The organism is Actinomycetospora sp. TBRC 11914 (assembly GCF_012933465.1).
Classification (GTDB): Bacteria; Actinomycetota; Actinomycetes; order Mycobacteriales; family Pseudonocardiaceae; genus Actinomycetospora.
This window is the reverse complement of sequence record NZ_JABBND010000010.1, coordinates 164,652-189,233: the sequence shown is the minus strand read 5'-3', so window position 1 is coordinate 189,233 and position 24,582 is coordinate 164,652. Positions and strand designations below refer to the sequence as shown.

Annotated in this window: 23 protein-coding genes; 10 read left to right on the top strand and 13 right to left on the bottom strand. The window is 74.7% G+C overall.

Annotated elements, in window-relative coordinates; genetic code table 11:
- Positions 1-132: 132 nt before the first annotated feature.
- The 5 genes from HH311_RS17140 to HH311_RS17120 form a co-directional block, all read right to left on the bottom strand.
- The gene (locus tag HH311_RS17140) at positions 133-837 is read right to left on the bottom strand and encodes a dienelactone hydrolase family protein (RefSeq protein ID WP_169184882.1); all 705 of its coding nucleotides are present in this window, start codon (positions 835-837) and stop codon (positions 133-135) included.
- Entirely contained in the window at positions 834-2,150 is a 1,317-nt protein-coding gene (locus tag HH311_RS17135; RefSeq protein WP_169184881.1) for an LLM class flavin-dependent oxidoreductase, read from the bottom strand. The genes HH311_RS17140 and HH311_RS17135 overlap by 4 nt, the downstream gene beginning before the upstream one ends.
- Positions 2,147-3,322 carry an acyl-CoA dehydrogenase family protein gene (locus tag HH311_RS33375; RefSeq protein WP_211190377.1) on the bottom strand — a complete coding sequence of 392 codons (1,176 nt, stop codon included), beginning with the start codon at positions 3,320-3,322 and terminating at the stop codon, positions 2,147-2,149. Before HH311_RS33375 ends, HH311_RS17135 begins: the two co-directional genes overlap by 4 nt.
- Before the next feature lie 98 nt (positions 3,323-3,420).
- On the bottom strand, positions 3,421-4,317 hold the full coding sequence (locus HH311_RS17125) for a LysR substrate-binding domain-containing protein (protein WP_169184879.1): 897 nt from the start codon (positions 4,315-4,317) through the stop codon (positions 3,421-3,423).
- A 238-nt stretch (positions 4,318-4,555) separates the two neighbouring features.
- The gene (locus HH311_RS17120; protein ID WP_312030210.1) at positions 4,556-4,918 is read right to left on the bottom strand and encodes a helix-turn-helix domain-containing protein; all 363 of its coding nucleotides are present in this window, start codon (positions 4,916-4,918) and stop codon (positions 4,556-4,558) included.
- A 97-nt stretch (positions 4,919-5,015) separates the two neighbouring features.
- Between HH311_RS17120 and HH311_RS17115 the strand changes: the two genes are divergently transcribed.
- The 9 genes from HH311_RS17115 to HH311_RS17075 all read left to right on the top strand — a co-directional run bounded on the left by HH311_RS17115 (position 5,016) and on the right by HH311_RS17075 (position 16,378).
- A complete protein-coding gene (locus HH311_RS17115; RefSeq protein ID WP_169184877.1) occupies positions 5,016-6,044 on the top strand; it encodes a chlorophyllase/cutinase-like alpha/beta fold protein in 1,029 nt (342 codons plus the stop codon).
- Positions 6,045-6,284: 240 nt separating this feature from the next.
- Positions 6,285-6,965 carry a hypothetical protein gene (locus HH311_RS17110; RefSeq protein ID WP_169184876.1) on the top strand — a complete coding sequence of 227 codons (681 nt, stop codon included), beginning with the start codon at positions 6,285-6,287 and terminating at the stop codon, positions 6,963-6,965.
- Between the two features lie 291 nt (positions 6,966-7,256).
- Positions 7,257-8,474: an LLM class flavin-dependent oxidoreductase gene (locus HH311_RS17105; protein ID WP_169184875.1), complete on the top strand. Its 1,218-nt coding sequence runs from the start codon at positions 7,257-7,259 to the stop codon at positions 8,472-8,474.
- The gene (locus HH311_RS17100; RefSeq protein WP_169184874.1) at positions 8,471-9,862 is read left to right on the top strand and encodes an NtaA/DmoA family FMN-dependent monooxygenase; all 1,392 of its coding nucleotides are present in this window, start codon (positions 8,471-8,473) and stop codon (positions 9,860-9,862) included. The genes HH311_RS17105 and HH311_RS17100 overlap by 4 nt, the downstream gene beginning before the upstream one ends.
- Positions 9,859-11,460 carry an ABC transporter substrate-binding protein gene (locus HH311_RS17095; RefSeq protein ID WP_169184873.1) on the top strand — a complete coding sequence of 534 codons (1,602 nt, stop codon included), beginning with the start codon at positions 9,859-9,861 and terminating at the stop codon, positions 11,458-11,460. The genes HH311_RS17100 and HH311_RS17095 overlap by 4 nt, the downstream gene beginning before the upstream one ends.
- A 2-nt stretch (positions 11,461-11,462) precedes the next feature.
- Complete coding sequence (locus HH311_RS17090) at positions 11,463-12,404, top strand: ABC transporter permease (RefSeq protein WP_169184926.1); 942 nt, start codon at positions 11,463-11,465, stop codon at positions 12,402-12,404.
- A gap of 28 nt (positions 12,405-12,432) precedes the next feature.
- Positions 12,433-13,350 carry an ABC transporter permease gene (locus HH311_RS17085; protein ID WP_169184872.1) on the top strand — a complete coding sequence of 306 codons (918 nt, stop codon included), beginning with the start codon at positions 12,433-12,435 and terminating at the stop codon, positions 13,348-13,350.
- The gene (locus tag HH311_RS17080) at positions 13,347-14,984 is read left to right on the top strand and encodes an ABC transporter ATP-binding protein (protein WP_169184871.1); all 1,638 of its coding nucleotides are present in this window, start codon (positions 13,347-13,349) and stop codon (positions 14,982-14,984) included. Before HH311_RS17085 ends, HH311_RS17080 begins: the two co-directional genes overlap by 4 nt.
- A complete protein-coding gene (locus tag HH311_RS17075; RefSeq protein ID WP_169184870.1) occupies positions 14,981-16,378 on the top strand; it encodes an FAD/NAD(P)-binding protein in 1,398 nt (465 codons plus the stop codon). Before HH311_RS17080 ends, HH311_RS17075 begins: the two co-directional genes overlap by 4 nt.
- Before the next feature lie 71 nt (positions 16,379-16,449).
- Here HH311_RS17075 and HH311_RS17070 read toward each other — a convergent pair whose 3' ends face one another.
- Together HH311_RS17070 and HH311_RS17065 are read right to left on the bottom strand one after the other, a co-directional pair.
- A complete protein-coding gene (locus tag HH311_RS17070) occupies positions 16,450-17,517 on the bottom strand; it encodes an LLM class flavin-dependent oxidoreductase (protein ID WP_169184869.1) in 1,068 nt (355 codons plus the stop codon).
- Complete coding sequence (locus HH311_RS17065; RefSeq protein ID WP_169184868.1) at positions 17,514-17,732, bottom strand: dodecin; 219 nt, start codon at positions 17,730-17,732, stop codon at positions 17,514-17,516. Before HH311_RS17065 ends, HH311_RS17070 begins: the two co-directional genes overlap by 4 nt.
- Before the next feature lie 359 nt (positions 17,733-18,091).
- Between HH311_RS17065 and HH311_RS17060 the strand changes: the two genes are divergently transcribed.
- A complete protein-coding gene (locus HH311_RS17060) occupies positions 18,092-19,378 on the top strand; it encodes a DUF222 domain-containing protein (protein ID WP_169184867.1) in 1,287 nt (428 codons plus the stop codon).
- A 50-nt stretch (positions 19,379-19,428) separates the two neighbouring features.
- Here the strand turns inward: HH311_RS17060 and HH311_RS17055 are convergent, their stop codons facing one another.
- The 6 genes from HH311_RS17055 to HH311_RS17035 all read right to left on the bottom strand — a co-directional run bounded on the left by HH311_RS17055 (position 19,429) and on the right by HH311_RS17035 (position 24,580).
- A complete protein-coding gene (locus HH311_RS17055; protein WP_312030209.1) occupies positions 19,429-19,935 on the bottom strand; it encodes a GNAT family N-acetyltransferase in 507 nt (168 codons plus the stop codon).
- Positions 19,936-20,057: 122 nt separating this feature from the next.
- Positions 20,058-21,053 (bottom strand): ABC transporter substrate-binding protein, encoded by a 996-nt coding sequence (locus HH311_RS17050; protein ID WP_169184866.1) that lies wholly within the window; start codon positions 21,051-21,053, stop codon positions 20,058-20,060.
- A 12-nt stretch (positions 21,054-21,065) separates the two neighbouring features.
- Positions 21,066-21,860 (bottom strand): amino acid ABC transporter ATP-binding protein, encoded by a 795-nt coding sequence (locus HH311_RS17045; RefSeq protein ID WP_169184865.1) that lies wholly within the window; start codon positions 21,858-21,860, stop codon positions 21,066-21,068.
- Complete coding sequence (locus tag HH311_RS17040; protein ID WP_312030208.1) at positions 21,857-22,828, bottom strand: amino acid ABC transporter permease; 972 nt, start codon at positions 22,826-22,828, stop codon at positions 21,857-21,859. The genes HH311_RS17045 and HH311_RS17040 overlap by 4 nt, the downstream gene beginning before the upstream one ends.
- A 126-nt stretch (positions 22,829-22,954) precedes the next feature.
- Positions 22,955-23,062 (bottom strand): putative leader peptide, encoded by a 108-nt coding sequence (locus tag HH311_RS33735; protein ID WP_396027448.1) that lies wholly within the window; start codon positions 23,060-23,062, stop codon positions 22,955-22,957.
- A 165-nt stretch (positions 23,063-23,227) separates the two neighbouring features.
- The gene (locus HH311_RS17035) at positions 23,228-24,580 is read right to left on the bottom strand and encodes a rhodanese-like domain-containing protein (protein ID WP_169184864.1); all 1,353 of its coding nucleotides are present in this window, start codon (positions 24,578-24,580) and stop codon (positions 23,228-23,230) included.
- Positions 24,581-24,582 lie beyond the last annotated feature (2 nt).

Genomic DNA, 24,582 nt, shown 5'->3' with positions numbered 1-24,582 from the left:
GCGCGACAGCCGTCGGCACAGCCGGGAGCCACTGCCCCGCCACGGCCGACCCGGAACGTCATGCCGGGAACGCTAGCCAGCGCGCCCACGGCCGGTCCAACGACGATCGGGGATGGGACCCATCGCGATCGGTCATCGGTGCGCCGCCGGGTCGAGCCGCTCCTGCAGGAAGTCCACCGTGCGCGACCAGGCGAGCGCGGCCTGCTCGGGGTCGTAGGTGCCCAGCGGGTTCTCGTCGTTGAGGAAGGCGTGGCCGGCCGGGTAGAAGTGGAACTCGGCCGGCGCCGGCGCCTGGTCCTCGAGGGCCGAGCGCACCGCCTCGACCGCCGCGACGGGGAGGAACGCGTCCTGCTCGGCGTAGTGGCCGAGGACCGCTGCGGTGAGCCCACGGAAGTCCTGCTCCACCGGCGGCACCCCGTAGAACGGCACCGCGGCCCCGATCCGCTCGCCCTGCTGGGCCGCGAGGAGCAGGACGAACCCGCCGCCCATGCAGAAGCCGACGGCACCGACCGCGTCGCCGGTGACGGCCTCGTGGCCGAGCAGATACGTCACGGCGCCGGCGAGGTCCTGGGCCGCCCGGTCGACGGGCAGCTCGCGCATGAGCTGTTCGGCCTCGGCGGCGTCGTGGGTGGTCGGTCCGCCGTAGAGGTCGGGGGCGAGCGCGACGAACCCGGCCGCGGCGAAGCGGTCGGTGAGGTCGGCGACGTGGGTCGTCAGGCCCCACCACTCCTGGATGACCACGAGCCCGGGTCCGTGCCCGCCGGGCGGCAGCGCGAGGTAGCCGTGGGCGGTGTGGCCGTTGCTGGGGAAGGTGGTGTTCTGCACGGGCGCGCTCATCGGGATGCTCCTCCTCGGGAGTGGGACGCGAGGCCGTAGTGGCCGCGCAGGGTGTCGGCGTCGTAGTGGTCGCGGTGCAGCCCGCGGCGGCGCAGCTCGGGGACCACGCCCTCGACGAAGTCCTCGAGCCCGGCGGGGAGCTCGGCGGCCATGACGTTGAACCCGTCGGCGCCGCCGGCGGTGAACCACCCGGCCATCACGTCGGCGACGTGCTCCGGGGTGCCGACGACGACGAGGTGGCCCCGGCCGCCCGCGAGTCGGCCGAGGATCCCGCGGATCGTCAGGCCCTCGTCGCGGGCGAGGCGGGTGATCAGCTCGAGCCGCCCCTGCGCGCCGCGGTGCTCGCCGGGAGCGGGCAGGTCGGGCAGCGGCCCGTCGAGCGGAAGCCCGGAGAGGTCGCGGCCGACGAGGTTCTCCAGCTGGCGCAGCGCGTAATCGGTGACGACGAGCTCGTCGAGCTCCGCCGCCCGGGCCCGTGCCGCCGCCTCGGTGGCACCGACGATCGGGACGATGCCGGGCAGGACCACCACGTCGTCGGGGTCCCGCCCGGCCCGCGCGGCGCGGGCCCGCAGGTCGGTGCGGAAGGCGCGGGCGTCGGCGAGGGTCTGGTGGGCGGTGAAGACGGCGTCGGCGCGGCCGGCCGCGAAGTCGCGGCCCGTGGGCGAGGCGCCGGCCTGCACCAGCAGCGGGTGCCCCTGCCGGGACCGCGGCGCGGTGAGCGCACCGTCGACGCGGAAGAACTCGCCCCGGTGGTGGAGATCGTGCACCCGCTCGACGTCGGCGAACACGCCGTCGTGCCGGTCGTGGACGAACGCGCCGACCTCCCAGCTGTCCCACAGCGCGCGGACGACGTCGACGAACTCCGCGGCGCGCCGGTAGCGCCGGTCGTGCTCGTCGACCCGGTCGGCGCCGAAGTTGCGCGCCTCGGCGTCACTGTAGGAGGTGACGACGTTCCAGCCGGCGCGGCCGCCGCTGACGTGGTCGAGGGTCAGCAGGCGGCGGGCGACGTGGTATGGCTCGTCGAACCCGGTCGATAGCGTGGCGATGAGCCCGATCCGGCTGGTCGCGGACGCGAGCGCGGCGAGCAGCACGGTCGGCTCGAGCATCGTCAGGACGTTGTGGCGGGCCGCGTGGCCGGTGGAGAGCTTGTCGGCGAGGAACACCGAGTCGAACGTCCCGCGCTCGGCCACCCGCGCGAGGTGGCGGTAGTGCTCGACGTCGAGGACGGCGGCCGGGTCGGCGCGGGCGGTGCGCCAGGCCGCCTCGTGGTGCCCGACGCCGAGCAGGAACGCGTTGAGGTGCAGCCGCCTCATCGCTCGGGGCGGGCGGCGAGCAGGGTCCCGGCGCCGAGAGCCTCGTGGGCGACCTCGACGGTCGGGTTGTGGAAGCCGCCGGCCCGCACGTCGCGGTAGAGCCGCTCGAGCTCCTGGCCGCGCTGCATCGAGCGGCCGCCGGTGACCTGCAGCGCGAGGTCGACCACGCGCTTGGCGCCCTCGACGGCGTGCACCTTGGCCGAGAACAGCCTGGTGGTCCACGCGAGCCCGCCGGGCCGGTCGTGGCTCCACTCCCGGGTGGCCGCGTCGAGGTGGGCCTCGATGCCGTCGAGCTCGATCACCGCGTCGGCGACGGTCCAGGAGACGTAGGGGTCGTGCGCGCGGGTGCTCCCGCCGCGCCGGGTCGACACCCGCTCCTGCGCGGCCGCCACCGCCAGGTCGAGGGCGCGGCGTGCGATCCCGGCGTAGACGGTGGCGGTGAGCAGGGTGGCCCAGGCCGGGACGGCGACGAGGTACGGGTGGCTCGGCGGGCCGGGGGCGACCCGGGCGAGCACCCGTCCCGGCTCGGCCCGCACGCCGTCGAGCACGGTGCTGTCGCTGCGGGTCGCGCGCATCCCGAGCGCGTCCCAGGTCGGCTCGATCCGGTAGCCGGGCGCGTCGCGGGTGATGACGGCGTGCACCACGGCCGGCGCCTCGAGGTCGGTGTCGTCGCGCCCGTGGACGCCGAGGCGGGTCCAGACCGGCGAGAGCGAGGAGAAGACCTTGCGGCCGTGGAAGGTGTACCCGCCGTCGGCATCGGGCTCGGCACGGGTGACGGAGTCGGCCAGGCCCAGGTCGTTGCCCGGCTCGCTGTGCCCGGCGGCGAACACCTCTCCCGCCGCGGCGTCGTGCAGGACCCAGGCGAGCGAGTCGTCGCCGGCGCGGAACCGATCGGCGGCCGCGCCGACCCAGAACAGGTGCATGCCCATGGCCAGCGCGGTCGCGGGGGCCCGGGTCGCGAGCGCGCGGTGCAACCGGGCGAGCTCGTCCAGGCGCAGGCCGGCCCCGCCGAGCTCGACCGGGACGGGTGCCCGCAGGTAGCCCCGGGCGGCGAGGTCCGCGACGTCCTGCGTGACGAACTCGCCGCTGCGGTCGTGGTCGGCCGCGCGGCGGGCCAGCGTGTCGAGCAGGTCGTCGGCCAGCAGCGGCGGGGGGACGGCGGTGGCGGTCACGTCGCGGAACGCTAGGTCCGCGGCGGGCCGGCGATCCAACGACGATCCGGAATGCCCACCCATCACCGGCGGGCATGACCGCGACCGGCCGCGGGCCGCTACGAGGCGCGGGCGGCGGCGGGACGCGGGAGCGCGAACGGCGGCGTCAGCACCGACGCGAACCCGCCGGCCACCTCCAGGGCGGTCTCCTCGAGTCGCGCGTCCAGCCCCGGGCGGGTGAGCAGCCGGAACGGCACCGACCCCATGTCGGGCAGGTCGCCCCGGCGCACCAGCCCGGGCGGCACCCCGGCCGCGGTGGGCAGCAGCGCGACGCCGAGGCCGGCCCGCACCGCCTCGACCACCCCCGAGAACGACGACGACTCCGCGACCACCTCGGCCCGGCGGCCCTCCTCGGCCAGGGCGCGCAGTGCGGCGTCGCGCAGCCCGCAGGGGTCCTCGAAGGCGACCAGCGGGAACGGGGCCGCCGGGTCGGAGGGCTCGGCGCGGCGGCCCGCGTACCAGTGCAGGGCCAGGGTGCCGAGGTCGCGGCCGACGGCCTCGGCGTTCGCCGCGACCACGAACGCGAGGTCGGTCTCGCCGCGCCCGACCGAATCGACCAGCCGCGGGGACCGGTCCATCCGGAACCGTACGGTGCGCGGGGCGAACCCGGCCCGGAGCGCACCGAGCAGGTCGGTCAGCGTCCGGTCGGCGACGTGCTCGGCCATCCCGACCGTCAGCGGCGTCGTCGCTCGCACCGCGAGCCGGCCCATGGCCTCGTCGTTGAGGGCCAGCAGGCGCCGCGCCTCGTCGAGGACCAGCTCCCCGGTGGCCGTGAACCGGGCGCCGCGGCCGTGCTTCTCGAGCAGGACCCCGCCCACCGCCATCTCGAGCAGGCGGACGTGCTTGCTCACCGCCGACTGGCTCAGGTGCAGGGCGGTGGCGGCCCGGCCGAAGCCCCCGAGGTCGGCGATCGCCACCACGGTGCGCAGGTGTTCGAGGTTGAAGGTGTCGCGCATCGCCACTCCTCGGCCTCACGGCCGATCGTCGGGGTCGGGTGTCTGCGGCGAGACGGGCGCCCCGGGGGGCGGGCCTCAGCGGCGGCGACAGCCCATCGACGGCGTGCGGCACAGGTCGACGTGCAGGCGTCGAGCCATGAGCCGGGATGCGTCCACGACGACGAGTGTTCCCCACGCGGCCCGGCGCGGCCAAGACCCGGTCGGCGCCTCGCGCCTCACCACGCCGCCCGGTGTGAGGTCAGCCCGCGCGGGTGCGGTGGCGGTCGATCTCGCCCGCGTGGTCCTCGGCCCAGGCCCGCAGGGCGGCCAGCGGCACCTCGAGCGACGCCCCGAGCTCGGTGAACCGGTAGTGGACCCGCGGGGGCACCGTGTCCTCCACCCGGCGGGCGACCAGCCCGTCGAGGACGAGGCTCTGCAGCGTCGAGGAGAGCATCTTCTGCGACACCCCGGGGATGCGCCGGCGGAGCTCGGAGAACCGCACCTCGCCGGAGGCCGCGAGCACCTCGAACACCATCGAGGTCCACTTCGTGCCGACCCGGTCGAGCACCTGTCGCGTCGGGCACTCCGGGGAGAACAGGTCTCCCCGTCGCCGGGTGGTCACCTCGACGTCACCACCTGACCCGGATGTGCCGTCTTCCCTGCTCATGCCCGGTGAATTTAGGTGACGTGGTCACCGAGGGGAACCAGGAGGAACACCGATGTCGCGGATCGCCGTGGACGACGTCGAGCCGGCCGTCGAGACGACCGGGAGCAGCACCAGGACCGGGCGCGTCGGGACGGGGGCGCCCGTGGTGTCGGTCGGGCCGCTGACGCTGGAGTCGCCGGCACGGGGCGTGGATCTCGAGGTGCGGGTGTCCGCGCCGGTGACCGGGCGGGACCTGCCCGTCGTGCTCTTCTCGCACGGCTTCGGCTCGTCGTCGCGGGCCTACGGCCCGCTGGTCGACTTCTGGGCCGCGCACGGCTTCGTCGTGGTCCAGCCCACCCACCTCGACTCCCGCACGGTGGGCCTCGCGCCGCACGACCCCCGCCAGCCGACGCTGTGGCGCCACCGGGTGGAGGACATGCTCCGGATCCTCGACGACCTCGACCGCCTCGAGGGCGCCGTGCCCGGCCTGCCGGGCCGCGTCGACCACGGCAGCGTCGCCGTGGCGGGGCACTCCTTCGGCGGCCAGACCGCGGGAGTGCTCCTGGGGCTGCGGGTGACCGACCCGGTCGACGGCACGGAGATCGACCTCGCCGACGGCCGCGTCGGCGCCGGGGTGCTCCTCGCGACGGCGGGTCGGGGTGGCGCCGACCTGCGGCCCGGGGTGATCGAGGCGATGCCCTGGCTGAACCCGGTCTTCGCGCACCTGCGGACCCCGTGCCTGGTGGTGGCCGGGGACGCCGACGTCAGCCCACTGACCACCCGCGGCGCGGACTGGCTCACCGATCCCTACCGGTACAGCCCGGGTGCCCGGAGCCTGCTGACCCTCGTCGGCGGGGAGCACTCGCTCGGCGGGATCCCGGGCTACGAGGCGGCCGAGACCACCGACGAGGACCCGGAGCGGGTCGCGGTCGTCCAGCGCACGACCTGGGCCTTCCTGCGCAGCACGCTCCGCCCCGGCGACCCGGCCTGGGCCGAGGCCGTGGCCGCCCTGGCGGACCCGCCGCACCCGTCGGCGGTGCTGGAGTCGAAGCGGGCGAACCCTGGTGGCCGTGAGCACGATGCGGTACGAGTAGGTCCGTGACCCCCCGCCGGCCGCTGGTGCGACGTCTGCACGTCGACCTGTGCCGTGTGGACGCGACCAGCTGTCGCCCGGCTCCCCGCCGCCCGCGCTCCTGACGCGGCCCCGGCGCGGCCCGCCCCCCCGGCACCGCACCGCCCGGGTGGGACACGCCGCCTCGAGGCCGTCCGTTCCGTGCCCGTGGCCCCGCCCCGACGCCGGCGTCGGCGGGCGGACCCGGCGCCCCACCGAAACGGCTGCCCGATGAGCTCCTCCCGACCCCGCCGCGACCCGTCGACCGCCACGCCGGACGGGCGGACCACCGCGGCCTACCTCGCCCCGGCGGTGCCCGAGGTCGCGGCGCTGCTGGGCGCCGCGGAGCGGGTGCTCGTGGCCTGCGGCCGCGCCGAGGACGCCCACGCGGACCGCGCCATCCGCCTGGCCGCCGCCGTCGACCCCGCCACGCTGCCGGTGCACGCCGTCGTGGGGCCGGGGCTCCCCGTCCCGCTCGCCCGCCGCATCGCCTTCCGCGCGCTGCAGCGCTTCGCGGTCGCGCTGCGTCCTGCACTGGGGCGGGAGCCCGGCACCTGGCCGGGCCCGGGGCGCCGCGACGTCGTCGCGTTCCGGGCGCTGCGGGTCGACACCACCGACCTCGCCGTCCTCGGCCAGGCCGCCGCCCAGCTGACCCATCCCCGGCGGACGAGGGAGGGCACGCTCGGCGCCGCGGTGGAATCGCTCGGCGGGGGCGCCGGCGAACCACCCGCGGACCGCCACCCCGCCGCCCTGGGCTGCCTCCTCGCCGTCGTCGTGCCCGTCGTCGACCCGGTGGCCGCCGCCGTCCACGAGGTCGCGGCGGCGGAGCACCCCCTGCTCGACGCGGCGACCCTCGAGGCGCACCACGAGCTGGGCTGCCGTGTGCTCTCCCGGCTGCGGCGCGCCCGCTGAGCCGAGAGCTGTGGGTCACTGGCACGACACGAACGGTTGACACCTCACGGGTCGACGTCCTTACAGTTCCGCTCGGCCGGCGACGGATGGGCCGCGCCCGGCCGGAGCGACGGAGGCAGCGATGCGTGAGACGGTCCGCGTGACCGCACCGCGCACCGCGCACCGCGGGAGCTATCGCAGGCACGTCGACCTGCTGCGCGTCGTCAGCGCGGCGTGTCCGGCCTGACGACCTCTCAGCACCCACCTCTCCTCCTCCACCGCGCGGCCCCGCGCCGCAGGAAGCGGTCACCCATGTCCACCGCGGACACCCCTGGTCGGAGCCTGCACCTGGCGGTCGCCCTCGACGGCGCCGGTTGGCACCCCGCCGCCTGGCGCGAGCCGGGCGCACGCCCCGCCGAGCTGTTCACCCCCGGGTACTGGACCGACCTGGCCCGCATCGCCGAGCGCGGCCTGCTCGACCTCGTCACGATCGAGGACGCGCTCGGACTGCAGTCCGGCGACCACCTCGCCGAGCCCGACCGGCGCACCGACCGCGTGGCCGGCCGGCTCGACGCCGAGCTGATCGCCGCGTTCCTCGCGCCGCTGACCAGCGCGATCGGGCTCGTCCCGACCGTGACCACCACCCACACCGAGCCGTTCCACGTCGCCTCGGCGCTCGCCACCCTCGACCACGACTCCCACGGTCGGGCCGGCTGGCGGGTGCAGACGTCGGTGCGCCCCGACGAGGCCGCGCACTTCGGGCGGCGCGCCGTGCCCGGGCTGCGCCGCGACGCGATCGACACCCCCGAGGCCCGGGCGCTCGTCGCCGAGCTCTTCGGCGAGGCCGCCGACGCGGTCGAGGTGGTGCGCCGCCTCTGGGACTCCTGGGAGGACGACGCCGAGATCCGCGACGACGCCACGAACCGCTTCGTCGACCGCGCGAGGATCCACCACGTCGACTTCACCGGCGAGCGGTTCTCGGTCCGAGGTCCCTCGATCGTCCCGCGGCCCCCGCAGGGCCAGCCGCTGGTCGTCGCCCTCGGCCACGGGTGGGAGCCCTACCGGTTGGCCGCCCGGGCCGCCGACGTCCTCCTCGTGACCCCGCACGACGCCGCGGAGGCCACCGCGATCGTCGAGCAGGCCCGGGCCGCCGAGCGCGACGTCGGGCGCACCGGGGAGCCCCTCCGGGTGCTCGGCGACCTCGTCGTCGTCCTCGAGGACACCGAGGACGCGGCCCGCGAGCGCCTGGCCCGCCTCGACGCCGTCGACCCGCTGACCAGTGACGCGGCGATCGTCGCGACGACGCCGGCCGCGCTGGCCGACCTGCTGCTCGCGTGGCGGGACGCGGGCCTGCAGGGCTACCGGCTGCGGCCCGCGGTCCTGCCGACCGACCTCGAGCGAATCGTCGACGGGCTCGTCCCCGACCTGCAGCGCCGCGGCGCGTTCCGCACCGCCGCCACCGAGCCCACCCTGCGCGAGCGCTTCGGCCTCGCCCGTCCGGCCAGCCGCTACGTGGGGAGCGTCGCGTGAACCAGCCACGGCAGCGTCGCAAGCAGATCGTGCTCGGCGCCTACTTCCCCGGGGTCAACCACGACACCGTGTGGAGCGACCCGGCGTCGGGCAGCCACATCGACTTCGCGTCCTTCGAGCACTGGGCCCGCACCGCCGAGCGCGGCAAGCTCGACCTGCTCTTCCTCGCCGAGGGCCTGCGGCTGCGCACCCGGGGCGAGGCCGTCTTCGACCAGGACGTGGTCGGCCGGCCCGACACCTTCACGGTGCTGGCCTCGCTGGCCGCCGTCACCTCGCACGTCGGGCTCGCGGGCACGATCAACTCGACGTTCAACGAGCCCTACGAGCTGGCCCGCAGGTTCGCGACGCTCGACATCCTCTCCGGCGGCCGCGCGGCCTGGAACGTGGTGACGAGCTCCGACGCCGACACCGGCGAGAACTTCCGCCGCGGCGGCTACCTCGCGCACCACCAGCGCTACGAGCGAGCCGGCGAGACCCTCGCCGCGGTCCGGGCCCTGTGGGACTCGTGGGGGTCGGACGCGATCGTCGCGGACCCGGCGTCGGGGCGGTTCCTGCGCGACGGCCACGTCGGCGACTTCGCCGTGCACGGCCACCAGTTCGACATCGCCGGCCGGTTCACCACCCCGCGCAGCCCGCAGGGGCACCCGGTGATCCTGCAGGCCGGCGAGTCGCCCGCGGGGCGGGACTTCGCCGCCGCCGGCTCCGACGCGATCTTCTCGCGGTACCAGAAGTTCGACGAGGCCCGCGCGTTCTACGACGACGTCAAGGCGCGCGTCGCGACGGCGGGCCGGGACCCCGACGAGGTGCGCATCCTGCCCTCGGCGGCGGTGGTGCTCGGCGACACCGACGCCGAGGCCCGGGAGCGGCACGCCGTGATCCACGACCGCCAGGTCGACCCGCAGACCGCGATCGTGCTCACCGAGATGATCTGGAACCAGGACCTGTCCTGGTACGACCCCGACGACCCCGTCCCGGACTTCGACCCGACGCCCGAGGCGCCGAAGTGGATCCGCGGCCGGGCCCCGCTGACCCAGGACGCCCACGCCACCGCGAGGGCCTGGCGGGAGATCGGCCGGGACGGGGCGCTGTCGCTGCGCGAGGTGGTCAAGCAGGTCTTCGACCGCGCCGTGTTCGTCGGCACCCCGCAGCACGTGGCCGACGAGATCGACCGCTACGTGCAGGCCGACGCCTGCGACGGGTTCATCCTCGGCTCGCACGTCACCCCGTCCGGGCTCGACGAGGTGGTGGACCGGGTGGTGCCGCTGCTCCAGGAGCGCGGCGTGTTCCGCGCCGAGTACGCCGAGGGGACCCTGCGGGAGAACCTCGGGCTCGCCCCGCCGTCCCGCTTCGGCGAGCCCCGGTCCGCCGCGGAGGTGGCGGCCTCGTGAGGACCTCCCTCGCCCTCACCGCCCTCGTCGCGACGGCGGCCCTGACCCTCACCGCCTGTGGTGGGGGCGGCTCCGGCTCGGAGGCCGATGCCGGTCCCCCGCGTCCCGGCGGAGACCTGATCTTCGCCGTCTCCAGCGACCAGGGCTGCGTCGACCCGCAGCAGGTGCAGAGCAACGACTCGATCTACTCGCTGCGCCAGATCGTCGACTCGCTGACCGACCAGGACCCGCGGACCGGGGCGATCGTGCCCTGGCTGGCCACCTCGTGGTCGTCGAACGCGACCGCCACCGAGTGGTCGTTCACCCTCAGGCCGGGCGCCACGTTCTCCGACGGCACCCCGGTCGACGCGAACGCGGTGAAGGCCAACTTCGACCGGGTGCCCTCGCTCGGCGCGCGCGGGACCCTGCCGAAGGGCTACCTCGCCGGGTACCAGGGCACGACGGTGACCAGCCCGACCCAGTTCACCGTCCGGTTCGCCCAGCCCAACGTGCAGTTCCTGCAGGGCACGTCGACGCACAGCCTGGGCCTGCTCTCCCCGGCCAGCGTCGCGAAGACCGACGACCAGCGCTGCGCCGGCGTCGTCGGGTCGGGCCCGTTCGTGCTGCAGTCCTACGTCAAGAACCAGAACACGGTGCTGGTCAAACGGCCCGGCTACTCGTGGGGCTCCTCGCTGTTCAGCCACCCCGGTGAGGCCTACCTCGACCGCGCCGAGTTCCGGGTGGTCCCCGAGTCCGGGGTCCGCACGGGCAGCCTGCAGTCCGGCGAGGTCGACGCGATCGCGAGCATCGGCCCGCAGGACGAGCAGCCGCTGCAGGGGGCGGGCGACGCGCTGCCGTCGCGGGCCAACCCGGGCATCCCCTTCGGGATCTCGTTCAACCTGTCGAACCCGCTGGTGGCCGACCAGGCGGTGCGCGACGCGGTCTCGCTCGGCATCAACCGACCGGAGCTGGTCTCGGCGGTCTTCACCTCGCAGACCAAGGCGGCCACCAGCCCGCTCGCGTCCACGACCCCGACCTACGCCGACCAGTCGGCGCTGCTCGGGTTCGACCCGGCCAGGGCGAACACCGAGCTCGACGCCGACGGCTGGGTGCGCGGGCCGGACGGCATCCGCACCAAGGGCGGCCAGCGACTCACGATCCCCCTGGCCTTCGCGCAGAACCTCTCGACGGTGAAGCCGGCGGTGGAGCTGCTCCAGCAGCAGCTCCGCGGCGTGGGCATCGACCTCCAGCTGCAGGAGAAGCAGATCTCCGACGTCGCCCTGATCTCCCAGAGCGGACAGTTCACCGCGCTGTGGGGCAACCTCACCCGCGCGGACCCGGACATCCTGCGGGCGCAGTACTGGAGCGGCGGGGCGAACTACTACCGCTTCCCGCCCGGCCCGCTGGACGCGCTCCTCCTCGGCCAGGCCGCCGCGGTGGACCCGGCCCGGCGCGCGCAGATCTCGGCGCAGGCCCAGCAGGTCATCGCGAGCCAGCACCTCGTCGTGCCGGTCGTGGAGCTGACGACCACCCTCGGCGTCGGACCGAACGCGCACGACGTGGCGTTCGACGCGTCGGCCCGGGTGCAGCTGCACGACACCTGGAAGTCGGCGTCGTGAGCCTGCCCTACCTGCTGCGGCGGCTCGGCTTCGCCGTCCTCGTCCTGTGGGCGGCGTTCACGGTGTCGTTCGTGGTGCTCTACCTGCTGCCCGGCGACCCGGTGGCCACCATGGCCGCCGGGTCGTCGGACGGTCAGCCCGTGACCGCGGCCCAGCTCGACGAGCTGCGGCACCGCTACGGGCTCGACCAGCCGTTGATCGTGCAGTACGGGCACAAGCTGGCCGCGGCGCTCCACGGCGACCTCGGCACGTCGTTCGCCACCGGGGAGACCGTCCGCGGCGCGATCGCGGACGCGCTGCCCCCGACGCTGCAGGTCGCGCTCTGCGGGCTCGCGTTCGCCGTCGTGTTCGGGGCGGTCGTCGCGCTCGTCGCGACCTACACCCGGATCCGCTGGCTCTCCCAGGTGCTCATGGCGCTGCCCTCGCTGGCGGTCTCGCTGCCGGTGTTCTGGGTCGGGCTGATGCTCGTCCAGCTCTTCTCGTTCCGGTTGGGGCTCTTCCCCTCGGTCGGCGCGCGGGGGCCGCAGTCGCTGGTGCTGCCCGCGATCACGCTCGGGCTCCCGCCCGGGGCGCTGATCGCGCAGGTGCTGGCCAAGAGCATGGGCCAGGCGCTGGACGAGCCCTACGTGACGACGGCCCGGGCCAAGGGCGTCGGCGCGGGCGCGGTGCACCTGCGCCACGCGCTCGGCAACGCCCTCATCCCGGCGCTCACCGTCCTCGGCTACGTGACGGGCCTGCTCCTGGCCGGCTCGGTCGTCGTCGAGACGGTCTTCACCCGGCCCGGGCTCGGGCGGCTGACGGTCTCGTCCGTCGGGGTGCAGGACATCCCGGTGGTGCAGGGGGTCGTGCTGTTCGCCGCGGTCGTGTTCGTCGTCGTGAACCTCGTCCTCGACCTCGTCTACCCGCTGCTGGACCCCCGGATCGCCACGGCGGTCCCGGCGTGAGCCCCGTCGTGGGTGGAGGGGAGACCCGATGACCGAGCTGCTCGACCGCGGGCCGGAACGCGCCGACCCGATACCCCCGCCACCGCCGGCGCCGTCCACCGAGGGCCGCCGGGAGCGGCTGGCGCGGCTCGGGCGCTTCCTGCGGCAGCGCCCCGGCCTCGTCGGGTCGGCCCTGGTGATCGTGTTCGTGCTGCTGTCGGCGTTCGTGCCGGGCCTGCTGGCGCCGGGCGACCCGGACTTCGCGGTGCCCGAGGTCAAGCTCCGCCCGCCGGGCACCCCGGGGCACTGGCTGGGCACCGACTACCTCGGGCGCGACGAGTGGACGCGGCTGGTGCACGGCGCCTCGCTCTCGCTCGAGGCCACCGTCGTCGCCGTGGCCGTCGCGCTCGTCGTCGGCGGTCTGATCGGCCTGCTCGCCGGCTTCGCGGGCGGCTGGGTCGACGAGGTGCTCATGCGCGTCGTCGACGTCATGCTCTCGATCCCGCCGATCCTGATGTCGCTGGCGCTCATCACCGCGCTCGGGTTCGGGACGTTCAAGGTCGCGATCGCGGTCGGGATCGCCAGCGTCGCGAGCTTCGCGCGGGTGATGCGCGCCGAGACGCTGCGGGTGCGCAGCTCGGTCTACGTCGAAGCGGCGCGGTCGGTGGGCACCCGCTGGTGGGTGTCGCTGGGCCGCCACGTGCTGCCGAACGCGGCGGGCCCGGTCACGGTGCTGGCCGTGCTCGAGTTCGGGCTGGCCATCCTCGCGGTGTCCTCGCTGTCGTTCCTCGGCTACGGGACACCCCCGCCCGCCCCGGAGTGGGGCTCGCTGGTGGCCGAGGGCCGCAACTACCTCGCCACCTCCTGGTGGCTGTGCACCATCCCGGGCGTGGCGATCGCGGCGACGGTGCTGTCGGTCAACCGCATCTCCCGGGCCCTCGACGGCGAGTGGGGGCGGGCGCGATGAGTGACCTGCTGACCGTGTCCGGGCTCGAGGTCGACTACCGGGCCCGCGGACGCACCATCCCCGCGGTGCGCGGGATCGACCTCGAGGTCGCCGCGGGTGAGGTGGTGGCCGTCGTCGGCGAGTCGGGCTCCGGCAAGTCCACGCTCGCCCAGGCCGTCATCGGCCTGCTGCCCGCCAACGGGACGGTGCGCGCGGGCCGCGTCGAGCTCGGCGGGGAGGACCTCACCGGCCTGGGTGAGCGCCGCCTGCGCGGGATCCGGGGCGCGCGGATCGGCCTCGTGCCCCAGGACCCGACGGTGTCGCTCAACCCGGTGCAGAAGGTCGGGCCGCAGGTGGCCGAGGTGCTGCGGACCCACCAGCTCGCGGACCGCCGCACGGCGGGCATCAGGGCCGTGGAGCTGCTGGAACGCGCCGGGCTGCCCGATCCGGCGGTGCGCGCGGGCCAGTACCCCCACGAGCTGTCCGGGGGCATGCGACAGCGGGCGCTGATCGCCGTCGCCATCGCCGCCGACCCGGCCCTGCTCATCGCCGACGAGCCCACCAGCGCCCTCGACGCCACCGTCGCGCGACAGATCCTCGACCGCCTCGACGCGCTGCGCGCCGAGACCGGCAGCGCCCTGCTCCTCATCACCCACGACCTCGCGGTCGCCGCCGACCGCGCCGACCGGATCGTCGTGATGTCCGAGGGCCGGATCGTCGAGCAGGGGCCGACCGCGGCGATCCTCGCCGACCCCCAGGAGCCGTACACCCGCCGGCTGCTCGCGGCCGCGCCGGGACTGGCGGTCGACGCGGTGGCGCCGCCACCGGCGCCCGACCCCTCGCCGACGCCGGTCGCCGAGGTCCGGGGCCTGGTGAAGGACTTCCCGCTGCCGCGCTCCGGTGGGTCCTGGCGGCGCGGGACCCTGCGGGCGGTCGACGACGTGTCCTTCACCGTCGGCCGCGGCGAGACGCTGGCGCTGGTCGGCGAGTCGGGCTCCGGGAAGTCCACGACGGCCCGGCTGCTGCTGCGGCTCGAGCAGCCGACGGCGGGCGAGGTGCGCCTCGACGGCGTCGACGTCACCGCGGTGCGCGGGGAGGAGTGGCGGCGGCTGCGCCGGCGTGCGCAGCTGATCTACCAGAACCCCTACGCCTCGCTCGACCCCCGTTTCAGCGTCCGGGACGTGATCACCGAGCCGCTGCGGGCGTTCCGGGTCGGCAGCGGCGTCGAGCAGGCCGCGCGGGCCGCCGAGCTGGTGGACCGGGTGGCGCTGCCGGGGGCGGTGCTGGAGCGCCGGCCGGTGGAGCTCTCCGGCGGGCAGCGCCAGCGGGTGGCGATCGCCCGGGCGCTCGCCCTGTCCCCCGACCTCGTCGTCTGCGACGAGCCGGTCTCCGCGCTCGACGTCTCCGTCCAGGCCCAGGTGCTCGAGCTGCTGCGCGAGCTGCAGGAGCGCGACGGGCTGGCCTACCTGTTCATCTCGCACGATCTGGCCGTCGTGCGGCGGGTAGCCCACCGGGTGGGAGTGATGCAGGCCGGTCGGCTCGTCGAGCTGCGGCCCACCGCCGACCTGTTCGACGACCCGCGGCACGAGTTCACCCGCACGCTGCTCGGTGCGATCGCGGGCCGTCGGCGGACGGTCGACGAGGCCGCCCGGTGAGCGCCGCCGACGTCGTCGTGGTCGGCAACGGGGCCGCGGGGACCCTCGTCGTCATCGACCTGGTGCGTGGTGACGCGGCGGGCGGGACGCCGCTGCGGATCACGTGGGTGGGCGACGGCCCGACGGCGCACGGCGTCGCGTACGCCACGAAGCGCCCGTGGCACCGGCTGAACGTCCCCGCCGACACGCTCTCGCTCGACGCCGCCCACCAGGACTTCCCGTCCTGGCTGGAGGCGCGCGGCGTCGACGCCGAGGCCACGTCGGCCCGGGACGCCGAGTTCGCGCCGCGCTGGTCGTTCGGTGCCTACCTCGCCGAGACGCTGCGCGACGTCCGGGCGGCCGCCGACCCGTCGCTGGTGACGGTCGACGTGGAGTCGACCCGCGCCGTCGGGGCCGTCACCGGCACCGACGGCGTGCGGGTGGAGCTCGCCGACGGGCGCACCGTCGACGCCGGGCACCTCGTGCTCGCGCCCGGCCCGTTCCCGTCGCCGCGGCTGCCGGGTCTGACAGACGCGGGCGCCGAGCACCCCGGGCTGGTGGTCGACCCGTGGTCGGGCGCCCTGGAGTCCGACGACCGCCCGGCCGACTCGGTCGTGCTGGTGGGGACCGGGCTGACGATGGTCGACGCCGCGCTCTCGCTCGGCCGACGCGACCCGCGGACCCGCCTGCTGGCGGTCTCCCGCTCGGGTCTGCTCCCCCGCGCCCACTCCTGGCGTCGGGGCGAGCCGGTCGACCCACCGGTCTCGCCCGGCATGTCCCTCGCCGAGGTCGTGCGGGCCGTCCAGGACCGGGTGGCGCGCGCGCCGGACCGCTGGCGCGACGTCGTCGACGGCCTGCGCCCCGCGGTCCAGGACATCTGGCGCTCGTTCCCGGCGGCCGACCGCGACCGGTTCCTCGCCGAGCACGCCCGCACGTGGGAGGTGCACCGCCACCGGATGGCTCCGTCCGTGGCCGATGAGCTGGGCCGGTTGCGCGACACGGGCCGGCTCGAGGTCCGGGCGGCGTCGGTGACGCGGATCGACGCCGCGGGCGACGGGCTGGCGGTGACGTTCGCCGGTCCCGACGACGCCGAGGAGACCGTGCACGCCGATCGAGTGGTGTCCTGCATCGGGGCGCAGGAGGACGTGACCGCCGTGGACGACCCGCTGGTGGCGGCCCTGGTGCGCGTCGGCGACGCCCGGCCGCACCCCACGGGCCTGGGCTTCGACACCGACGACGACGGGGCGCTGGTCCCGGTCGACGGCCGCGCGCGCCGGGTGTTCACCCTCGGCACGACGCGGCGCGGGGACCTCTACGAGACGACGGCCGTGCCGGAGATCCGCGAGCAGGCGGCGGCGCTGGCCGGGGTGCTGCTGCGGAACCGGTCGCCGCAGCCGTCCTCGGTCGGCCGGTAGGCCGCGGCGGAGCGACCGAGTCGCGGCGACTCGGTCGTTCCGACAGCGGTCGGCCCCCTCGGCCGCTCGCGTCAGGCCGGCACCGCGGCACGCCGCACGCGCGGGATGACGTGCTCGGCGAAACGCGCCATCTCGGCCTCGAACGGCTGGAACTGGAGCATGAACAGCTCGACACCCTGCGCGTGGAACGCCCGGATGCGCTCGGCCACCCTTCCGTAGGACCCGACGAGCCCGGCCGCGGTGCCGCCGTTCGTGCCGATCGCCGGGTACTTCTGGAACGTCTGGAACATCACCGCCTTCGGATCGGCGCTGGAGTAGAGGTGCGTGAGCTCGGGCTCGTCCTGGGCCGCGTAGCGCCAGGCCTGCGCCAGCGCCTCCTCGGCCTCCTCGTCGGTCTCCCGGGCGATCACGAAGGCCGCCAGGCCGATCCGCAACGGGGTGCGGACCGCGCCGTCCCGGCCCCGTGACCCGACCTCGGCGAGCAGCCGGTCGATCTCGTGCGGCGGCTGGCCGTTGAGGAACCAGACGTCGGCCTGGTCGGCGGCCAGGTCCTTGGCCGGATCGGACTCGCCGCCCACGTAGATCGTCGGCCGCTCGCGGAACCGGTCGCGCGGCCGCAGTGAGTAGCCGTCGACGTCGAAGTAGCGCCCGTGGAAGGTGACCTCCTCGCCGGCGAGCAGCCCGCGCACGATCGTCAGCCACTCCGCGCCGTAGGCGTAGCGCTCGTCGTGCTCCGGGAACGCGATGCCCGCGGGCTCGATCTCGGGCTTGTACCAGGCGTTGACCAGGTTGATCGCGAATCGGCCGTGCGAGATGTCCTCGATCTGCAGCGCCTGCTTGGCGAGGACGACCGGGTGGTAGAGCAGCGGCTTGATCGCCGTGATGATCTCGATCCGCTCGGTGAGCGCCGCAAGCGCCGCGGACGAGGTCCAGGCCTCCAGCTGGTCGAGGTGGCCGCCGAAGGGGTTCACCTCGTGCTGGGCGACCAGCGTCGAGTCGAAGCCGAGCTGTTCGGCGAGCAGCACGAGGCGCTGGTTGCGCTCCCAGGACGCGTCGAGCGGGTCCTCGGGGTGACGCAGCGCCGCCCAGCTGCCGTAGACGTTGGCCCAGACCCCGAACCGCGGGCCCGCCGCGGTCACGGCTTCGTGTCCTGCAGCGTGAAGCCCACCACGAGGGTCACCTGGACGTGCCCGACCTCGCCGTCGCGGACCTCCCCGCGAATCTCGGTGACCTCGAACCAGCCGATCTCGTCGATGGTCTCCGAGGCGCGCTTGATCGCGCCGCGGATGGCGTCGTCGACGCCGATCTCCGAGCTCCCGACGATGTCGGTCTTGCTGTACACGTTGTCGGACATACGTCTCCTCCTGGATGCGTGCTCATGGGAAGGGAGTGCTGTGGCGCGGCCGTCACCGCATGGGCGGCGTGGTGCCGAGGGGCGCGACGCGGCCGGGGTTCAGGACGCGGGCGGACAGCTCGCCGAACAGGTACGGCAGAGGTCGATGTGACGGCGCAGCACGGCTGCGTTCACCACCCGCCACCTCCTCCGGCGTCGTCCCGTGTGATCACCGACGCTAGCGGACGGGCCCGGGCCACAGGCCGCGACGACGGCCCACGGTGGGCGCGGTCACATCGCCACGGGCGGGTCGCGGGCGGCGCCGTCGGAGGTCCGCTCGCTCGAGGGTCGTTGTCGGGGGGTTGAGTTACCGTGCGAACATGAGTTCGAACGAGGCAGTGGGTGATGCGGTAAGCGCGGAGCTGGCCGCGCTGCTCGCGCGCCTCGGCGAGCTCGCCGTCGGCCTCGATGCGGTGCCGGACGCGGTACGGATCGACCGGATCGCGCTGCTGGAACAGACCCGCGCCGCGCTGGCCGCCGCGCAGCACACCGAGATGGTCGCCTTCGCCGGTTCCCAGGTCGCCGCCCACGAGGCCGAGATCGCCGCCGGCCGGCTGGACCCGCGCAAACTCGGCACCGGCATCGCCGATCAGATCGCCCTGGCCGCGCACGTGTCGCCGTGGCAGGGCTCGCGGCGCCTCACGATCGCCCGCGCCCTGGCCACCGACCTGCCCCACGTGCGTGGGCTGCTGGCGGCCGGGCGGATCAGCGAGCGGCTGGCCGAGACCGTGGTCGCCCAGACCTCCCACCTGGACGCGGCAGCGCGTCGCGCGGTCGACAAGCAACTCGGAGGCGCTCGCCTCGACGAGCTGGGGTTCCGGCGGGCCGAAGCGACGGTGAAGAAGACCGCCTACGAGACCGACCCCGCCGGCTACACCCACCGCGGCCGCACCGCCCGCAAAGACCGGCGGGTCACGGTGCGCCCCGCCCCGGACACCATGAGCGTCCTCTCGGCGCTGCTGCCCGTCGAACAAGGCGTGGCCTGCCTCGCCGCGCTACGCCGCCACGCCGACTCGTTGATCGCCACCGGCGACACCGACGGCCGCAGCCGCGACCAGATCCTCGCCGACACCCTCGTGGAGCGAGTCACCGGACAAGGCCGCGCCCAGGACGTGGATGTCGAGGTCGGGATCGTGCTCCCCCTCGACGCCCTGCTCGACCCCGACAGCCCCACCACCGGCGAGCTGGTCGGCCACGGGCCGCTACCCGCCGGGATCGTGCGCGACCTGCTGCGCTCCACCGGCGGGAAAAGGTGGTGGCGGCGGCTGTTCGCCCACCCCGCCCACGGCGGCCTGCTCGGCGGCGACCCCCAGAAGCGGCGCTTCGACGGGTTCCTCGCCCGGCTGATCGACCTCCGCGACCACGGCCGCTGCCGGGACCCCTTCTGCGACGCGGCGATCCGCCACCACGACCACATCGTCCAGTCCCGCGCCGGCGGCCCCGCCAGCCTCGCCAACGGCCGCGGGGTCTGCGCCCGCGGCAACTACACCCGCGAGATGCCCGACTGGACCGTCGAGACCATCCACGACGGGCACGGCGAGCACCCCCACACCGTGCGCACCACCACCCCGACCGGCCACACCTACACCAGCCGCGCCGGACCCTGATCACGCCGCGGCGCGCTCCCAGACCCGCCGGCGACCCGCACGGTGCCCACTCACGACGGCGCCCGGGCGACGAGCTTCTCGAAGGGGTGCTTGCCGACCTCCTCGGGCGGCCGGGAACGGTCGTAGAGCGGCCGGTAGCCGGTGCTCAGGTAAAGGTTCTGCGCCTCGGGCTGGCGCCAGCCCGTCGTGAGGTAGATGCGGGCGTACCCGCGGGCGGCGATCTCGCGCTCCAGCTCGACGAGCACCCGCGCGGCGAGCCCTCGGCGGCGATGCCGGGAGTCGGTCCAGATGCGCTTGAGCTCGGCGGTGTCCGCGTCCCACCGGCGGAAGGCGCCGCCCGAGACGGGGACGCCGTCCTCGAGGAGGAGGACGAGCCCGCCGTCGGGCGGCCCGAAGCGCTCCCGCTCGCGGCGCATCTCCTCGGCGAGGTCGCCGAGGGTGTGCCCGTAGCGCCGGCCGTACTCCTGGTCGAGCTCACGGAGCATCGGGAGCACCAGCGGGTCGGCGTAGTCGACCCACCGCAGCTCGTTCGCGGGAGCACGACGAGGTGCGGACACGCGGGGGCTCCTTCCGGGGAGGTCAGGCGGCGGCGGACGCCGGGACGCGCACCGCCGCGTCGCGGGTGCGGCGCCGCAGCCGAAACCGAGCAGCGAGGCCCGGACCGCGTTGTCGAGGACGCTCACGAGTTGGTGATCGGCAGGCCGGGCGGGTTGATCTCCGAGGTCTTCACCGCCTCGTTGGAGAGGTTCCAGGTCGCGAGCACCTTCTGGTACTGGCCGTTCGCGATGAGGTAGTTGATCGCGTCGGCGAGGGGCTTGACCAGGCCGTTGTCCTTCTTCGTCGTGGCGGCGATCAGCCCCTGCAGGGACGCCCCGGCGCCGGAGTACGTGCCGGCGCTGCGCTTCGGCGTCGGGGTGTGCGCGCTCTGGGTGACGTTGTAGGCGACCTCGGGGTTCGGCTCGAACGCGGCGTCGATCTTCCCCGAGGCCAGCGCGAGCTCGACGGCGTTGTTGTCGGGGAAGTACTCGACGTCGATGTCCTTGCCCTGGGCCTGCAGCTGCGCCTTCCACTGCAGCAGGATCTTCTCCTGGTTGGTGCCGGCGCCGACGTAGATCCGCTTGCCCGCGAGCACCGAGGGGTCGCCCGTGAAGGTCAGCGGGTTCGAGGCGAGCGTCTCGAGGGCCAGGTTGTCCTGGCGGTACGTCGCGAAGTCGTACTTCTTCTTCCGCTCCTCGGTGTCGGTGATGTTGGAGATCCCGACGTCGGTGCGGCCGCTGTCGATCCCGACGAACATGTTCTCCCAGGTGGCGTCGGTGAGGTTCACCTTCAGCCCGAGCACGGCGCCGATCGAGCGGGCGAGGTCGGGCTCGACGCCGGTCAGCGTCTTGTCGTCGGTGCCGGTGAAGCCGAGCGGCGGGGAGCCCGCGGGCAGCAGTCCGAGCCCGACGTTCAGCACGCCGCCGTCGCGGATCTGCTGCGGCAGCTCGTTGCGGATGGCGTCGACGGTCGGGACCTGGATCGTCGACTCCTGGGCGGCCCCGTTCGACAGCGCACCGATCGTGACGCTGCCGTCCCCGCCGCCGTCCGAGGCGGAACCGCCGCCACAGGCCGCGACGAGCGAGAGCAGCGCGGCGGACGCGGCGACGGCGACGGTCGTCCGTCTGGGGAAGAACATGCTTCTGTCCTCCTACAGGACCTTGGTGAGGAACTCGCGGGTGCGGGGATGGACGGGGTGGTCGAGGACCTGCGCGGGCGGGCCCTGCTCGACGACCACGCCGCCGTCGAGGAACACGACCTGGTCGGCCACCTCCCGGGCGAAGCCGATCTCGTGGGTGACGACGACGAGGGTGGTGCCGGTGGCGGCGAGGTCCTTGATGACGGAGAGCACCTCGCCGACGAGCTCGGGGTCGAGCGCGGACGTCGGTTCGTCGCAGAGGATCACGCCGGGCCGCAGGGCCAGCGCCCGCGCGATCGCGACCCGCTGCTGCTGCCCGCCCGAGAGCTGGCGCGGATAGGCGCCTGCCTTGTCGGCGAGCCCGACGCGGGCCAGCAGCTCCTCGGCCAGCTCGATCGCCTCGGGCCGCCCGAGCGCGCCGGTGGCGCTCGGCGCGGCGGCGACGTTGTCGAGCGCCGTGAGGTGGGGGAAGAGGTTGAAGTTCTGGAACACGAACCCGATGCGCCGGCGCTGGACGAGGATCGCGCGTTCGGGCAGCTCCTTGAGCCGGTCACCGACCCGCTGCACGCCGATCGGCTCGCCGCCGACGCTGACGTAACCGCGGTCGAGCTTCTCCAGGTGGTTGATCGCGCGCAGCAGGGTCGACTTGCCGGAGCCCGACGGGCCCAGGACGGCCGTGACGGTGCCCGGGTCGATGGTGAGGTCGATCCCCGCGAGGACCTCGAGGGTGCCGAACGACTTGTGCGCGCCGTGGACCTCGACCGCGGCGGCCCGCACCGGCGCGAGGCCGGCGTCGAGCGCGGTCATCGCGCGGCCCCGATCGACCGGATCGACCCGAGCGTGCGTCGCAGCCGCTGCAGGGGCGTCGGCGGCAGCGTCCGCTCGGCACCGCGGGCGAACCGTCGCTCGACGTAGTACTGCACGACGGAGATCACGCTGGTGAGCACGACATACCAGACGGTGGCGACGACCAGCAGCGGGACGATGTCCCCGGGGTAGGTCGACCCGAGGCTCTGCACCTGTCCGAACAGGTCGAGCAGCGACACGTAGAACACCAGGGACGAGCCCTTGACGATGTCGATCAGCACGTTGACGTAGGACGGCACGATCGTGCGCAACGCCTGCGGCAGGACGATGTGACGGAACTGGTAGATGCGGGGCAGCCCGAGGGCGGCGGCCGCCTCGTGCTGGCCCTGGTCGACCGAGAGCAGCCCGGAGCGCACCACCTCGGCCGCGAACGCCGCGGCGTTGAGGCTGAGCCCGACGATGGCGATCACCAGGTCGGTGCCGAGCCTCGCCACCCCGAAGGTGACGAACTGCGGTCCGAAGGGGACACCGAGCCCGAGCACCTTGTAGAGGGCGCTGAAGTTGTAGAGGAACAGCAGCAGGACGATGAGCGGGACCGACCGGAACAGCCAGATGTAGGCCCAACTGACGGTCTGCAGCACCGGGCTCTGCGACCGGCGCATCAACGCGAGCACGATGCCGCCCGCCAGCGCGAGGACGGCGCTGATCGCCGTCACCTCGAGGGTGATCAGCAGGCCCTGCAGCACCACAGGGCGGGCGAACCAGTAGGTGAAGCGGTCCCATTGGTAGAACGGGTTCGTGATGAGCCCGTGCACGACCTGGGCGAGCAGCACCAGCACGACCACGGTGGCGATCCACCGGCCGGGATGACGGAGCGGGACGACGCGCTGCGCGGTCAGGTCCGGCTCGGCGGGTCGCTCGGGCCTTGCCTCGACGGCTTCTCCCGTCGAGGGCAGGGGTGGGGGCACGGCAGTCTCCAGACTCCGGAGCGCGCACCAACACGACCCCTGCGCGTGGCAGGGGCCGAGATCAGCGGCGGTGATCGACAGCTCAGGAAGGATCGGCGCGCGGTTCCGGCGCCGGGGAGATCCGGGTCAGCGACAGAGCGCGCTGCTGACCCGCGCGAGGTCGACGTGCCGACGGGTGCGGCTGGTCGCGCGACCGTGGCAACGCCACACGTCGGTCCGCGATGCCGTGTCCATGCCCGTCCTCGGGTCAGCGTTCTCCACGACCCGCGCCGAACGGCGCGATCTTGTCGGACGCTAGACATCGCTGCTCGCGCTTGTCAACGGTCCGCCGGTGAGGTCATGCGCGTCACGGATCGTTGCCGCCCGACGCATCTGCCCAGGTCAGCGACCTGGACGGAGTCACTCGGCGGTCAGGCCGAGGCGCACCGCCTCGTCGAAGTCGTCGTCGACGAGGACGACGTCGCGCCCTGCCCGGGCGAGGATGCCCGCGCCGACCCCGGCGCGGTAGCCCGACTGGCAGTGCACCCACAGCGTCGTCTCCGGCAGCTCGTCGAGCCGGCCGGCGAGCTCGTGCAGCGGCACGTTGACCGCGGAGGGGATGGCCTCGGCCGCGAACTCGTCCTCGCGGCGGACGTCGAGCACGACGGCGTCGTCGGTCCCGGCGAGGTCGGTGAAGGAGGCCACCGGGAACGAGGCCCGCTCCGACGACGGCACCAGGTCCGCGGGCTCCCCCACCCCGGCGCCGCCGAGGTGGTCGATGCCCAGCCGGACGAGCTCGCGACGCGCGTCGGCGATCTGCTCGGAGCTCTCCCCGAGCAGCGTCACCGGCGCGCCCCACGGCACGACCCAGCCCAGGTAGGTCGCGAACGACCCCTCCAGACCGATGCCGATCGCACCCGCGACGTGGTCGGCCGCGTACGCCCGCCGCTCGCGCAGGTCGACGACCCACTCCCCCGCGGCGAGCCGCCGCCGCAGGATCTCGGCGTTGACCGGCGCCACCGGCCCGTCGTCGGGGGCCTCGGGCCCGGCGAGGTTCTGCGGGCCGATGTGGGCGTAGTACGACGGGTAGGCGGTGAGGCCCTCGACGAGGCGGCGCACGAAGTCACCCTCGTCGTCGACCGTGAGCGCGAGGTTGCCCTCCCGCTCGGCCGCGATCGTGCTCTCGCTCGCGCCCGAGGTCGGCGCGGAGGAGCAGAAGCTCCCGAACCCGTGGGTGGGGAAGATCCGGGCGGTCTCCTCGAGCTCGTCGGCCAGACGGCGGGCGGAGCGGTACTGGGCGCGGCTGAGCTCCTCGGTGCGGCCGGGGTCGACGAGGTCGGTGCGCCCGACGGTGCCGAAGAGCAGCGAGCCGCCCGTGAACACGGCGGCGGGCTCCCCGGGGTCGGGCCCGCGGACGACGTAGGCGACGTGGTCCGCGGTGTGGCCCGGCGTGGCGAGCACCCGCACCGTGAGCGCGCCGACGGCCAGCTCGTCGCCGTCGCGGACCGGGGTGCGCTCGAAGGCCACGTCCTCGCCGGCGGGCACGGCGTAGCGGGCGCCGGTACGCCGGGCCAGGGCCAGGCCGCCGCTGACGTAGTCGTTGTGCACGTGGGTCTCGACGACCAGCCCGACGGCGAGGCCGTGCTCGCCGAGCACCGCCTCGAGGCGGTGGAGGTCACGCTGCGGGTCGACCACCACCGCGGTCGCGCCGTCGTGCGCGACGTAGCTGCGGTCGCCCAGCGACGCTGTCTCGAGCACGGCGACGTCGACCACGG